The sequence below is a fragment of the Enterococcus sp. AZ109 genome, assembly GCF_051714625.1.
GTDB lineage: Bacteria > Bacillota > Bacilli > Lactobacillales > Enterococcaceae > Enterococcus_A.
This window is the reverse complement of record NZ_JBIOSF010000001.1, coordinates 2346179-2360856: the sequence shown is the minus strand read 5'-3', so window position 1 is coordinate 2360856 and position 14678 is coordinate 2346179. Positions and strand designations below refer to the sequence as shown.

At 40.5% G+C, this 14678-nt stretch carries 13 protein-coding genes; 3 read left to right on the top strand and 10 right to left on the bottom strand.

The window, feature by feature from the left end:
* Positions 1–4: 4 nt before the first annotated feature.
* The 8 genes from IGI42_RS11395 to IGI42_RS11360 all read right to left on the bottom strand — a co-directional run bounded on the left by IGI42_RS11395 (position 5) and on the right by IGI42_RS11360 (position 9287).
* Positions 5–1099, bottom strand: a complete 1095-nt coding sequence (locus IGI42_RS11395) for a DgaE family pyridoxal phosphate-dependent ammonia lyase (protein ID WP_438715956.1) — start codon at positions 1097–1099, stop codon at positions 5–7.
* A gap of 17 nt (positions 1100–1116) precedes the next feature.
* A complete protein-coding gene (locus IGI42_RS11390; RefSeq protein ID WP_438715954.1) occupies positions 1117–1968 on the bottom strand; it encodes a PTS system mannose/fructose/sorbose family transporter subunit IID in 852 nt (283 codons plus the stop codon).
* Entirely contained in the window at positions 1968–2720 is a 753-nt protein-coding gene (locus tag IGI42_RS11385; RefSeq protein ID WP_438715953.1) for a PTS mannose/fructose/sorbose/N-acetylgalactosamine transporter subunit IIC, read from the bottom strand. Before IGI42_RS11385 ends, IGI42_RS11390 begins: the two co-directional genes overlap by 1 nt.
* Positions 2721–2735: 15 nt before the next feature.
* On the bottom strand, positions 2736–3233 hold the full coding sequence (locus IGI42_RS11380; protein WP_438715951.1) for a PTS sugar transporter subunit IIB: 498 nt from the start codon (positions 3231–3233) through the stop codon (positions 2736–2738).
* 13 nt (positions 3234–3246) lie between these two features.
* Positions 3247–3657: a PTS sugar transporter subunit IIA gene (locus IGI42_RS11375; RefSeq protein WP_438715950.1), complete on the bottom strand. Its 411-nt coding sequence runs from the start codon at positions 3655–3657 to the stop codon at positions 3247–3249.
* 89 nt (positions 3658–3746) lie between these two features.
* Positions 3747–6566 (bottom strand): sigma 54-interacting transcriptional regulator, encoded by a 2820-nt coding sequence (locus IGI42_RS11370; protein ID WP_438715949.1) that lies wholly within the window; start codon positions 6564–6566, stop codon positions 3747–3749.
* Between the two features lie 124 nt (positions 6567–6690).
* A complete protein-coding gene (locus IGI42_RS11365) occupies positions 6691–7032 on the bottom strand; it encodes a YlbF family regulator (RefSeq protein ID WP_438715948.1) in 342 nt (113 codons plus the stop codon).
* Between the two features lie 68 nt (positions 7033–7100).
* Positions 7101–9287, bottom strand: a complete 2187-nt coding sequence (locus IGI42_RS11360; protein ID WP_438715947.1) for a PBP1A family penicillin-binding protein — start codon at positions 9285–9287, stop codon at positions 7101–7103.
* 272 nt (positions 9288–9559) lie between these two features.
* Between IGI42_RS11360 and IGI42_RS11355 the strand changes: the two genes are divergently transcribed.
* The 3 genes from IGI42_RS11355 to IGI42_RS11345 all read left to right on the top strand — a co-directional run bounded on the left by IGI42_RS11355 (position 9560) and on the right by IGI42_RS11345 (position 11446).
* Entirely contained in the window at positions 9560–10411 is an 852-nt protein-coding gene (locus IGI42_RS11355) for an RluA family pseudouridine synthase (protein WP_438715945.1), read from the top strand.
* Between the two features lie 95 nt (positions 10412–10506).
* Positions 10507–11118 (top strand): helix-turn-helix transcriptional regulator, encoded by a 612-nt coding sequence (locus IGI42_RS11350; RefSeq protein WP_438715944.1) that lies wholly within the window; start codon positions 10507–10509, stop codon positions 11116–11118.
* A gap of 19 nt (positions 11119–11137) precedes the next feature.
* On the top strand, positions 11138–11446 hold the full coding sequence (locus IGI42_RS11345) for a hypothetical protein (protein ID WP_438715943.1): 309 nt from the start codon (positions 11138–11140) through the stop codon (positions 11444–11446).
* 383 nt (positions 11447–11829) lie between these two features.
* On the opposite strand, the gene IGI42_RS11340 is transcribed toward IGI42_RS11345, so the two are convergent.
* On the bottom strand, positions 11830–12480 hold the full coding sequence (locus tag IGI42_RS11340) for a LysM peptidoglycan-binding domain-containing protein (RefSeq protein WP_438715942.1): 651 nt from the start codon (positions 12478–12480) through the stop codon (positions 11830–11832).
* Positions 12481–12896: 416 nt separating this feature from the next.
* Positions 12897–14543, bottom strand: coding sequence for an oligosaccharide flippase family protein (locus IGI42_RS11335; protein ID WP_438715940.1), 1647 nt, complete (start codon positions 14541–14543; stop codon positions 12897–12899).
* Between the last annotated feature and the right edge of the window lie 135 nt (positions 14544–14678).

Below are 14678 nucleotides of genomic sequence, written 5' to 3'. Positions count from 1 at the left end.
TTGGTCACTCCTCCATGATTTCCTTTAAACGTTTAAGGATTTTTTCCATTTCCGCTTGGTTCACCGACCGAACATCAAATTCAATAATGCCGATGTTCGCCAAGTATTCCCGGGTATAAATAGCCGGATCTTCCGCTTTCAGTTCCTTGATCACCTGTTTAGCCTCTTTAGCCCCCTGCACCTTTATGCTGGCCCGGTAAATATCGCGACCGGCACCATCCTGCACTACTTCTGCGGACAGTCCGTTAATCTGATTGATTCCTGACACAAACGGCTTCAAGCGCTGCTGCATGGCTTCCCCAGATTCACTGCCATGGTTCAAATAATCCTCCACTGCTTGGGTAAAGCCTAAAATATTGTCCTTGCCGATCTTCATGCTGCGACCTAAGCCTTTGCTTTGCAGCCTCAACCACTTAATGTATTCCTTTTTACCAATGACTAAGCCAGCACTAGGACCTTCCATCGCTTTTGCGCCAGAATAAATTACCAAATCAGCACCGTCTTCAACGTATTTAAACAGATCTTCTTCCGCTGCCGCATCTACAATCAACGACAAGTCATGTCGCTGCGCCACTTCTGCTGCTTCTGCCACCGTCAGCATGCTTTTTTGAACGGTATGATGACTCTTAATGTACAAAATAGCCGCTGTCTTTTCAGTAATCATCTGCTCAATGTGCGCTTCCGAACACATATTAGCGTAGCCAGCTTCCACCACTTTGCCGCCGCCTTGGCTTACCATGACTTCGACTGGTGTCCCATAATCCACATTGTGACCCTTCGGCAAAACAATTTCTCGTTTAGTGAACCGCTCCGCATAAGGATGATACACATGAAACATGTCACCCTTACCGATTAACGCCGCCACCGCTTGGGCAATCCCTGCTGAAGCAGAAGACACGACCTGCGCATCCTCCACCTTCAACAGCTTGGCTAAATAAGCCCCCGTTTGGATACTTAACTGCTCCATTTCGAAAAAGTGCTGGCTGCCAAAACGCTGAGCGTCCATTACTCGTTCCGAAACCTTTGAAACTCCTAAAATCGTCATCCGTCCAGAAGCGTTAATCACTTCCTTCAAGCCAAATTTCTCGTAACTAATCATTTTTACACCTTCGCTTCTTACAACAATCCAAAGAATGCAGCTACCACACTAATGACCACAATCGTGCCAATAATAATGCCGTATCTCGGGCCTTTCTTCACCATGAAAAAATAGATAGCAAATACCGCAGTTAATGGCAGTAAGCCTCGCATAATTTGGTCAAAGATATCCTGCAATACAATCGTTGCCCCACCAGGAACCACAAATTTCATCGGACTGGTGATATTGACATAGCTGGCACTCAAAGCTCCCATCATCATCATCCCTAAGACATTCGCAGCATAAATTACTTGCTTAATCTTGCCATCCTTCAACAAACTCAAAATCGAATTACGACCTAAGGTATACGACTTATTGATTAACGCCCAGCTGATATACATCGTAATAGCAGTGTAGATAACGATTGGTCCGATTCCGCCAGCCGCATTTCCATTAGAGGCCATGGGAATAAAGATCGAGATAATCAACGGCATTACTGCTGCCCAGATAATTGAATCACCAATCCCGGCTAACGGACCCATCAAACCTGTTTTAATAGAAGTAATCGATGCATCGGTAATTGCTGCACCATTGGATTTTTCTTCTTCCATCGCAATAACAATCCCTTGAATCGAAGAACCAATTGTTCCTTCGGTGTTGAAGAAATTCAAGTGACGCTTCAGCGCTTCACGTTGTTCATTTTCATCATCGGCATACAACTTTTTAATCGCCGGAATCATGGAAGCACAGAAGACTAAACTTTGCAGCCGCTCATAGGAATTGGACAGCTCACAACCTAACTGATAAATCCAAAATGCGCGAGACAATTCTTTTTTCGTAATTTTCTTTTGTTCCAATTGCTCTTCGTTTTGTTTTGTCATTTGTTCCATTATGCTCCTGCCTCCTCTTCTAGCGCTTTGTTCCGAACTAAAAATGCCACACAGACGCCAATGATCGCTACCGCCATAACCTCAGCCCCAAAATAGACCACGGCCACGAATCCAATTAAGAAATACGGAATTAAAGTTTTCTTACCAATAACCATAATCGTCAAAGCAAAACCAAGTGCTGGCAGAATACCACCCATTACTTCAAAACCATGCATTAGCCATTCTGGAATCACATCTAAAATCTGATTGATAATTGATTGTCCAAAAAAGTTTGCCGCAAACACGAGAGGAAAACGAATAACAAAGCCGGCCATAGCAGGATATAAGAAGGCGGCACGATAAATTCCAGAATAGTTTAAGTCCTCTGCGTACTTGTCAGCCATATGTACCCAAGTCGCATTAATTGTTCGACGAATTTGATCCATGAATACGCCTAAAACACCAAACGGTACTGCCAAAGCAATCGCAGCTTCTGCGTTCATTCCTACCCCTAAAGCAATCGGAATTGCAATCGCTGAAGCCAACGCCGGATCACTAGGCACATTGCCTCCTGGTGTCGAGGTTACCCCTAAGTACACCAGCTGAATCCCCGCTCCGATAATCATTGCTTCGCCTAATTTACCGGTGGCTATCCCAGCAATTAGTGCAGCGGAAAGCGGCTGAGACAGCATTCCAGAAAACGTATAACCAAAGCGCAGTCTAGCAAACCAATAATACAAACCCATCACAATTGAAATCCCTAAAACGCCCATATTCCTTACACCCCTTTATAATGATTTATATTTTTCAATCAGTTTTTGCATTGGTACTGGTGTTTCTTCTGGAATCGCCTGGAAGTAAACATTCATGTTCTTGCTGATTAATTCCTCTAATATAGCAACATCATCTTCTGACAAATTGATATTTTTCGTGACATTCTTGCGGCTCGGCCCCCCGCCTAATCCCCCAACTTGAACGCCTTCTGTGACAATGTCTGCTTCAACAGCTGCTTTAAGTGTAGTTAAATCAGGAACTAAGAAAAGAACTTTGCTGGACTTAACAACCGCATCTTCTGTCCAATAGGTTTTGACTGATTCCATTCCTTTAATAATCACTTCAACCCCCGGAGGTGCCGCCATCAAATAAATACTTTGCAGAAATTCATCCTGCTCTAGCTCGTCACTCACCACTAAAATTTCATTGGCTCCTGATTGCTGTAGCCATTTTGTTACAACTTGACCATGAATTAAACGACTATCAACTCTTGTTAATACGATTTTTGACATTTTGGCACATCCTTTATTTTTTTATTTGTGGCAACTCAAGTACTTGGCAGCTTTCAATTACAGCTGTTTGAATTTCCTGAGCTAACTCGCGGGTAAAGCCCCCAGCCTCTTGTTTCATGACCGCCTCTAAGAGCATGGACGCACATAAGCCGGAAATAGCAACGATTTCATAATCCTTAGAAATCCTTAAAGCAACATTGCTGGGGGTCCCCCCTTTAATATCCGTTAAAATCAATAATTTCTTCGACCATTGCAGCTGGTTAACCTGTTCCTTCACTTTGGCAATGTATTCCGGCAGCGAATCCTCCGCCTGCAGCGGCACCTCGTATACATTTTTGATTTCTCCCACGATCATGCGGACACTTTTTAATAATGCTTGGCCCCAGCCATCGTGAGTTAAGATCAAAATTGGTTCCTTCTCCATAAGCTCCCTCCTCGTAATCACTTTCACCTTTAATAAAGCAAGTAGCGTGCCAAAAAAATAGCCCCAGCAAAAGGGCTATTTAATCAGCTTTATACATTCACCTCAAACAGTAATTCGTAAATATACTTCACTTCCAGCGGCGGAATGATCACATTATATGACACTTCGATCGGTCGGAAAGCCATCTTGATGACAGATGCCATCTCCGGCAGCTCCTGATATGACAGTTCGTAAGAGGTATGATCATATTCGGGATGTTTAATCTGCCTTTCGATCATACAAGCACAATGAATAATGAAGCGTAGTAGTCTTTTCTCGTCACTTTTCTTTTTAGTTTGCATACAAATATCGGAATAAATCTTCGACAATTCGATGGAAATACTTTTGGGATTCAAAATATTCAGCATGCTGGTAATTGCCTCAATCGATAAGCCCTGAACATATTTAGCCGATACTTTTTTAAAGACTTCCATATTTTTCTCAACAGCCAAATCAAAGCCCAACATTTGAAAGACCAATTTGATCCCCTGATCAGACAACAGCTTGTCCAACGAGACAAATGGAATATCCGGAATTTCCGTTTGAACGGTTCCTATAATGCCCACCAGTTTTTCATCATCATGCACAAAGGAGTGCAGACGATTGATATCTTCCAGTTCTTTTTTCTCTAGTGTAAGCATTCGTACATTGGTCAACAATTCCTGTGGGAAAGTATTTAATAAAAGCCGCTCAATTTTCAGCGCAGTTCCCAGTCCAGTTAAACAAGAGATAATCAAAACTTTAGAATCTTCAAAATTCCCTTTGCGGCAAAGCAACGCTTTATGATCCTTTTCCTTTAAGACCGGCAACAGATAGTTAAAGTTAGTCGATTCATAAATTACCTCACGAGCTACCTCCAACAAGGTTAACAAATTAATATTGCTGATCAATAACACTTCGATCTGAAATTCCTTGCTGATAACATTACCGAAATAGACCAGTGATCCTATATCTACCATTAAGATTAATTTACTGTATTGGTTATCACTAACGATACTACGAACCTTATCCAATGTTTCTTCCACCGATTGATTGATAGGCATATTCACCGAATTCATAATACTGGTTGAAAACAACACATTCGTGTATTCCACCATACTGGAAGCTGTAGCACTTCCATGGGCGACTACGATAATACCGCATTTTTCATCTAATTCGTAACGGCGATCACTTGATTTCAACTTGCGAATGAACAGGTCATAGAAAATGATTTCCGTATCTGGCAATTTTAGAGCAAAACTGTGTTCAATATACTGGACGATTTGCTCAGCTAATTGATAGTTTTCAATCTTCCCAGAAAAAATGTTTTTCGTCAGATCAAAGAAATCTTCATTGATTTGTGCTGAATAAAAAACACTGGAATAAATGTGAGCAATCAGCACGTCCTTTAATTGCTCTGGTAAAAAACTATTCATTTTCTCTTCAATAAATGCCACCACATCTGTCACCTGAGAATAAAAATGCTCATCAATTTTCTCCTCTTGGGTGAGGACCTGACTAAATATGTCCATATCGTACAATTGATCCACTTTATTTTGCATCATGGCAAAGGCATCTTTAGGTGAAATATTTACCTTCTTTAAGTCCGCATATTCCTTTAACAAAAAGTTATAGAAGCGATCGTTTTGCTGATCCGAACTTTGCAGCAACTGCTCCACATGAGTATAAAACTGATCATATTTAATCTTTATACCTTTACTAGGAACGTATTCGTTTAAAATGACAATGTCCTTGGTATCTAAGCTGTTTTCATCGAAATAATTTAACGGCACATCAATAATCAGTTCATCAGCTTCGTAATCAATCGCATCTAAATAAGCTTGCGCACATGTGAATTGAATCTCTGACTTTAGTTCTCCAACATTGGCTTTATAAACAGAAAAGGTCAGATATCTTAAGGTGTTGTAGGAAATAGACAGATCCTTCTGAATTCTTTGGCTTTCCTCCAAGAAAAAAGCTAAAACCAATTGAATCTTTTCTTTGATAGAACGCTCGTTTAGACTAGGCACATGCAAATTCACTGGTATTCTGCGTAAAAACGTCTTTAAAAAGGTTTTCTCCAAATCCTCCGTGGTAGCAAAGATAAACTTAATCGCCACATGCCGCTGCTTTTCTGCCTCCCCCATACGAGTAAAGTAACCTTTGTCCAGCAACGTAAATAGTTTTTCTTGGCCTTCATTGGTTAAACGATGGACTTCATCTAGAAAGAAAAATCCCTTGTCAGCCATTTCCACTAACCCTTGATGATCACTATCTGCACCCGTAAAGCTGCCCTTCTTATAACCAAATAAGTGAGAGGTCAACAATTCCGGATTATTAAAATATTCGGCACAATTAAAATAAATGAAGGGCACCTTTTGACTCGTTTTTGCTTCAAAAAACTGATGCAAATGTTCTGCTAACAACGTTTTACCGACCCCTGATTCTCCGGTCAACATAATGTTTAGTCCATTAGGAGGATACAATACCGCTGCTTTCAATTTCTTGATGATATCTGCCAAGCTGCCATCGTAACCAATCACTTTAGAAAAAGGATTAGCATATCGTTCACGGGTTAGTCGTTCACGATTTTCCGTAACCTGCGTCAGCTCTGCTTTAAGCTCCTCCAAAGATGCGTACATATCCTTTTGAGGTACAAATTGACATTGTTCTTCCAAGCTTTGCCGTGAAAAAAACAAAACTGGGCGTGATTTGACTTTAATAACTTTTCTTTGATTGGTTAATTTGGTCAAGTCCTCACTAACAGCCGTCCGAGCATAGCCCGTAGCGGTACAGATATCTTTAACTGTGCACCCTGTTAATTGTTCCAATGTTGACGGATGCTTCTGGTGAAACTCCATCAGATTCTTATAAACGTTATCCACTCTCATATAAATTCTCCCCAGATCTTATTAGCTTGTTTTTACCATCTATGAAAAGCGTTTGCAAGACAATTCGATCTCAAGAGACAAAAAAATCCCAGCAGATAATAAAATCTGCTGGGGATTAACTGTCTTATCCTTCGTATAATTCACGAATTGGTGTCATAATGATCCGATTTAAATCGTTGATAATCATGCTGAATTGTTGTTCCTTTTGCATCAATTCGTTAATTGTTTCTTCTTTTTGAACTTTCATTGCTAGAGCTTGCGCTTTTTCTGCATCTTCATCAGAAAAATCTTCGCCGCGCATTTGTTTTTCTTGAAGCTCTTGTTGGAACGTTTGGAATTCTTTGAAGGCTGTATAAGCTTCTTCGTTTTTCTTCAATTCAGCAAAAGCTTCTTCTAGTGCTTTGAACTCAGGTAATACCCGGATTTCACGTTCTAAACCATTAGCAGTATCATAAATGTTTGTCATCATTTTCCCTCATTTTCTATATAAAAGTTACTTTCATAGTATAACATGGATGGAAACGGGTTCAAAGTCTAATTTCCTTGTTCTTGCCACCATTGAATTCCTTTGTCTTTTAATTGACCTAATCCTTCTTTGGCTTTTTCACCAAACTGCTGCAAACCTTGCTTCGCTTTTTCACTAAATCCACTTAATCCTTCAGTTGCTTTTTCGCCGATATTCTTTAACTCTTCCTGCCACTGATTATCTTCAGTAGTCTCGCCAACTTGGTCCGCTGCAACGACTTGTCCACCCGTTGCATAGGCATCAGCAACGTTGAAAGCGGCTTGTTTAGCATAAGGTAAGATGGCTTCCGCTTCTGCTTTAAAGACTTGACCGACTTCATCGCCACTGGTACCGCTCAAGTAATGCGTCTCACTGGTTTGCTCAAAGCCTAACCAGGTAGAGATAACAACGCTTGGCGTATAACCGACAATCCATTGGTCATTCACCTTAGTAGCATCAAAGTTGGTTTCCGTCGTTCCGGTTTTACCCGCCATCGTGTATCCTGCTGGTGCTGCTGGAACAGCTGTCCCGTTAGAGAAGGTGCCTAGCAACATGCTAGTCATACTATCAGCGACTTCTTTAGAAATCACTTGTTCGTATTTTGGATCGCTATTATCTTTAATTACTGCTCCAGTGGAATCAATAATTTTTGTAATTAGATGTGGTTCATAAACCCGACCTTGGTTTGCAAAAGCACCATAAGCGGCAGCCATCTGCATCGGTGAAGTTCCTTTTTCTAAACCACCTAGTGCTAAACCATAATATTTGTCCGATGCTTCCAATGGAATACCAAACTCTTTGGCTTTGTTATAGCCTTTGTCTAAACCAATTTCATGTAAGGTCCAAACAGCTGGTAAGTTTAAGCTTTGAGCAACAGCTTGATACATTGGTACTTCACCTTGGTAAGTGCCGTCATAGTTTTTAGCATCGTAGTATTCTTGGGGAACATCTTGCAAAATGCTATCTGGCTTGTATCCTGCTTCTAAGGCGGGTGCATAGACACTTAATGGCTTCATAGTCGAACCAGGTGATCGTTGCATTTGGGTAGCGAAGTTATACCCACGGAAAACATGCTCCCCACGACGTCCCACCAAGGCTTCTACTCCACCAGTTGTAGGATCTAATGCTACGGAAGCAGATTGTGGCATCGTACCATCCTCAGCATTGGCTGGGAAATTATAATTGTTGGCATAGACTGCTTCCATCTGCTGCTGATAATTTTGATCCAAGGCAGTGTAAATCTTGTAACCTCTGTCCAATAGATCCTTTTCACTTAATCCATAGCGCTCAACTGCTTCATCAATGACCGCATCAAAGTAAAATGGATATTTGTAGCCAGCATCACTGGAGCTATAAGTATCATTTAACAAGGAGCCTAAATCAACTTGGGCTTCCTGCTGTTCCTGAGCTGCATCTAGTTTCCCATTATCCACCATTACATTTAATACTGTATTCCGACGATTAGTGGCATTCTCTAAATTATCGATCGGATTGTAAATACTTGGACCTTTTAACATACCGGCAATTGTGGCAGCTTCGCCGATCGTTACCTGACTCGCATCTACCCCAAAATATTTTCGAGCGGCATCCTGAACTCCCCATACCCCATTACCAAAATAAGCATTATTCAAATACATAGTTAAAATTTCATCTTTGCTGTAATTCTTTTCAATTTCAATCGACATGAACAACTCTTTAGCTTTACGCTCTAAGGTTTGATCCAAACTTAGATACGCATTTTTAGCCAACTGCTGAGTAATCGTACTTCCTCCACCGGTAATTCGACCACGAGTTAATGAACCTATCGCTGCTCGAGCAATCCCTCTGATATCAAAACCGTGGTGTTCATAAAAGCGGCGATCCTCAGTAGAGACAACTGCATCTTTAATGTACGGTGATATTTGATCACCTTCTGTATAAGTCCCTTTTTGTCCATACAATGTTCCGGCTTGTTCATTTTTTTGGTCGTAAATTTCGGTCGATTGCTTTAAGCTAGATTGTAACGTCTCAACCTTAACTGATTTAGCCAAGATAAAAAGATATATACTAGCAACTAAAACAACTACCAATGTTAACAGAAGTAAAATTTTATTCACGTGGTATTTTTTCCAAACACGTTTACGAGCATGGTGAAACCGAATCAAATAGGGTTTTATCCATGTCCAAAATGTTTTCAATGCGCTTTTAATTTTGCGCCAAATTTCCTGAAAGTCCATTTGTCGATCTCCAATCCTTCAAAATCAGACTTAGTGTAACATAATTCCACGCCTTGTGCGTGCGTCTTCAGACTGATACACGTTGGCATCATTCTAGCATTAGTTCTCAAGGAAATGCTGATTTTTTTCTTAAATATCTGTTAATTTGCAGAAAAAAACATGTTTTTATTCCAGCTAAGAATGCCTGTAGCAAGCCCAATTGCTAAAAGTTGCAAGTTCCTTTTTCTTTTCTATAAAAAGATTGTTACAATAAATTCCGAGGAGTGGAACTTATGAAATTTATGATCACCTTACCGACTGATTCACCTACTAAAACAATTAAAGAACTATTGGAAGAAGATTGGCTGGTTCCCCGCAAAGTGCGGCATTTTATTCGCACCCGTAAAGGAATTTTAGTCAATGGGGAATCGCGCCACTTCCAGGAGCAGGTTTACGGCGGTGACCAAATTACCTTGTTAATTGAAGACAGTGATTATCCGGTGCGAACCATTCATATAGGAAATAAAAATTTAGTGGATATTCTTTACGAGGACGAGCATTTGATTGTGGTAAACAAACCCGTGGGGATGAAAACTCACCCCAACCAACCAGATGAAGCCGATACTTTGCTCAATCATTTAGCTGCCTATTTAGCACCAGTTGCTGAGCCTCATGTGGTGCATCGCTTAGATAAGGAAACCAGCGGGGCAATAGTTTTTGCCAAAAATCCCTTTGTTTTACCGATTTTAGGCCGCATGCTGGAGCAAAAGGATATCTACCGCCGTTACCAAGCAGTCGTTCATGGGAAAATGACTAAGGATTTGACGATTAATAAAAAGATCGGTCGAGATCGTCATGACCGCCGCAAACGTCGTATTGATCCCAAAAATGGTAAGCCTGCGGTGACCCATGTCTCCATCGCTCAGCCACAAGGACAGAACACCGCAGTCTTTTGCCAATTAGATACTGGACGCACCCATCAAATCCGGGTGCATTTAGCCAGTCTTGGTCATCCTTTAGTTGGTGATCCATTATATAGTAAGAATCCAAAAGGCCGTTTAATGCTCCATGCCTACGAGCTGCATCTGGTTCATCCCTTTACTAAGGAGAAAATTGCAGTGACTGCAACACCAGGATTATGGTAAATCCAAGTGCGCAACGCGGCATTGCATCAGCTTTTTCACCACAGCAACGAATTGGTCCTCTAGAAACACTAGCTATTTAGAAAGGATGAGGTAAAGTGAAGATAGAGTTAGGAAAGAATATCAAGGACGAACGACTCAAGAAAAACCTCACCCAACAAGAGCTGGCGGATCAGCTGAATATTTCCCGCCAAACCATTTCAAAATGGGAGCTGGATAAAAGCTATCCCGATTTAGAGCTGCTGGTGAAAATGAGCCAGCTATTTCAAGTAAGTGTCGATTACTTGCTGGGAATAGAAGGGGCCACGGAAAAAGAAAAACGTACGCTCCTTGACTATATCTTCCAGACGAATCCAGAAGGTATTTATGAACCTTCACAAAAGGAGCTGAGTCGGATGAAGAAAGTATGTATTGTTGCTTATGTTAGTCATGGAATTCGTTATCAAAGTGTCGCCGCTTTTCCATTTGGTATTTTTAGTCAAGTCCGCTTCATTAATCGTTTGAAGAAGGAGCTGTCGCCCTATTATGATGTGCATTTTGATCCTCTTACGATGGAGGAAGAACCAGATTTGCTCGTCATCCCGGAAACACAAAGGCTCTATGTGGAACATTCAGAAGAAAACACACTACTGCTTCCTGGTATCCTTTTCTTGAAAAAAGATGCCAAAGCCATCAAGGAGCACATCGACAGCTACTTTGCTACAAGGTAAAAAGGAACGGAGTCGTATTATGAAGAAAATATGTTTTGTTGTCTATGTCAGTGATGGGTTACACTATCGATCAATTACAGGAGCAGGTCACTTCAGTCAAATCAGATTGATTAATGCCTTGAAGAAGCAGCTTTCACCTTATTATGACGTCCATTTTGATCCTGCTACTATGGAAGAAAAGCCAGACCTGTTAGTCATTCCTGAACCCTTCAAGATCTACTTCGCTAATTCAGAAGAAAATGTCTTGCTGCTTCCAAGTATCTTCTTCGTAACAAAAGATGCTAAAGCCATCAAAGAAAAGATTGACGATCATTTCGCTGGGAAGTAAAAAGGAGTGCCTGCAAAAAGCAGCCACTCATAGTTTGGGATTCATTTTTCTGAAGTCTGGGAAAATGAGTCCCCTTTTCATACGCATACAATCGTGCTAAACAGCACGAGTCTAATACTAAGTGATTAACCAATGAGTTTTCTTTCGCAAAAACTAAACTGCGAAAAGTAAGACTGGCAGCTAACTCCTTTTAAGGGATTAATTTTTCCAAAACCGGGAAAAATTAGTCTCATCGTCATACGCTTACCATTCCACTAAACAGCACGAATCATATTTAGTTGATCACTTATAAAATTTCTTTCTTGCTATTTACACTGCGAAAAGTGGAACTGGCAAAAAAAAGAGACTCCTTCGTAAAGGAATCTCGTGTAATTTACTTTATTTTAGTACCAGCCGTTTGCTAACCAGAAAGCTTGAGCGCCTTCCCATGAGCCGTAACGAGAGGTTACATATTGGTCGGCAACACGTTCTTGGTTTTCTGCTGAATAATCACCATTTAAGTAAGATGAGCTTAATTGGTAACGTCCAATGTACTGACCATTTGTTGCAGAGTAAGAACCGCCGGATTCTTTTTGAGCAATCCATTCTTTCGCTGAAGAAGATGCTGCAGGTACTGTTTCAGTTACAGGAGCTGCCGCTTGTTCTACAGGTGCTGGTGTTTCTTGTACTGGAGCCGCTACTTCTTCAACAGGTGCTTCTGCTACAGGAGCTGCCGCTTGTTCTACAGGTGCTGGTGCTTCTTGTACTGGAGCCGCTGCTTCTTCGGCAGGTGCTTCTGCTGCTACTGTTTTGCCTTCTGCATCGATGGTCAATTCTTGACCAGCAAAGATCATGTTGATGTTGTTAATTTTGTTTGCTTTTGCAATTGCTTCAACTAAGCTGTTGTCGCCAGCAAATTTATGAGAAATTTTTGATAAAGTATCGCCAGATTCAACAGTATATTTTTCAGCTGCGTGTGCATCCTGTCCACCAAAAGCCATACCTGTTCCTGCTGCTACTAAAGATCCGAATAAAACTGTTTTTCCTAATTTCATTATGTTAAGTTCCTCCAAATAGGTTTCTATGTCTTCTTGACTACGAGAATAACTTTAACATCCTTTCGTATTTCATGGGTGAAAATCTTATGACATTTGGTTACAATATCGTGTAAAAATGTAACAAAAAGTCATTTTTGAACTTATTTGAAATAGTTCTATTTCTAAACACCATCCTTAAAACATTGTATTATCAAGGTTTATACGCTTAAATATTTAAATTTCCCAATGTTACATTGAAACATTGCAATCTTTCTGTAAAACTCCGAAATAATTCTTTCTGATTACCAAAAGACCTTTTTCATATTTATTGAAATTACATATGCTTTTTGACTATATAAAATTTATCTATTCCATAGCACCCTGAGCTCGTTAATATAAATGAAGCCCGAGCTTGAGCTCGGGCTTCTTTATTATTATTTAATTCGTAATAATTTACGCCAACGTTTCGCCCTGGCACCCAACAATTTATCTGCCAGACGAATTTTCAACGTGATATATCCATAGAGTCCACTGTTAAAAAAACCAGTAACTAAACAGATAAATAATGCTTGAAGCCGGATGTCTGGGCTCCACCAACGATAGCACAGTTGACGTACTCCTAATGTGAGTAGCCAAGCACTTAATGTTAAAGTAGAAATTAATAAAAAGCGGCGGAACGCCAATTGATAGTTGCTTTTTGTTGTCTTTTTTATTTTTCGATACGACAAAGTACTAGTTAAAATTAATCCTAAAATAGATGCAAGATGAGGACCATAAGCTTCTAACAATTCAATCAAGGGTAGTTGAATAACCCCTTTTAACACTAACCCAGCAATACAATAGTACAATGCTGCTTTAGACTGTTGCAAGCTCTGCAATATAAAAGCCAATACTAACGCAAAACTAGCAGCAAAACTGGCAATCAACGAGATAAATAATAGTCGACTTCCTAAAAGATCTGATCCATAAACCAAAGTATAGATAGCGTGGGTATTTAACAATAGCCATAGAATTACTGGTAGCATGATAAAAATAAACCGTTGTAAATGTATACTAATGAAACGCACTACTTCTCGTGTCTGTTTTTTTGCCACTCGTTCCAGTAATGAAGGTACGTACCGGAAAATCAATGTCCCCGCTGCTGCAACCACAATTACAGTGATACGATCTGGATTTGCTCTAAACAACGCATAGAGATTCAGCAATTGGACTTGACTATAATTCGTGTTAGCATCCATCACTGGAATAAACGTTAGTAGATCTATTGATTTGTACACTAGAAGCCCACTACCTAGAAGGACATAAGGTAAAGCTTCGAAAAAACCTTTCCACAAAATAACTTGAATGGATGATTCTACCTTATTTAGACTACGCATAGCTTGGCTTTCCAAACGCTCTTGTTCCTTTTTCCAGCATAACAACAGTAGAAACAAGGCACCTGCTGCTCCTACAAAAGTGGCAAATACACCTTGGCTAACGGCTGTTCGAAAATTCCCCTGAAACAACTGCATCGTAATTAGGCAGCTTGCTAACAGAAAAATTCCTTGCAACACTTGAAATACCAATTGTGATACCCCTATGGAAAAAAGATCCTGCATCCCTTGAAGATAGCCTTGCAGGACACGCACAGTCGGAAAAATGATTAACGTTAGACTCATAGACCGTAGAACTGAGGTTAAATCTGTTCCTCCGCCAAGTAGATTAGCTAAAAGCGGTGCCAGCAAGAACATGGCTACCGCTGCTATTCCCCCTAGCCCAACGCTTAACTGTAGACAGCGAGTAACTAGTTGCTGTCTTGTCTTATATTCACTCATCGCATTGTACTTTTCCACCAGCTGGGCTATCACGCTTGGGAGACCCGCAGTTGCCACTAATCCAAAAATGCCAAAAAAAGTATAACTCATATCAAAATAACTATTTGCGATGTTTCCCTGATCGCCCATCCAGACGTACCATGGAATGATGATTACTGCTCCTAACAAGCAGGAGTAGAAAGTTCCGCTCCTTAACCAAGAGGCTTGTTGGATCACCTTTTCCTGAGGATGATAAACCGGTCGATAGGCTGCTTTCCGCTCGTCCATAATAACCTGCTTTCTTCATTTACCAACTTTTTTTCATTGGCCTTAAAATAAAGCGTGCTTACTCCAAGCAACGCTTTTTATGAAAATTATTTATGATAATGAAACATTTGAATTTTTTAAATTTCCCAATTTAAT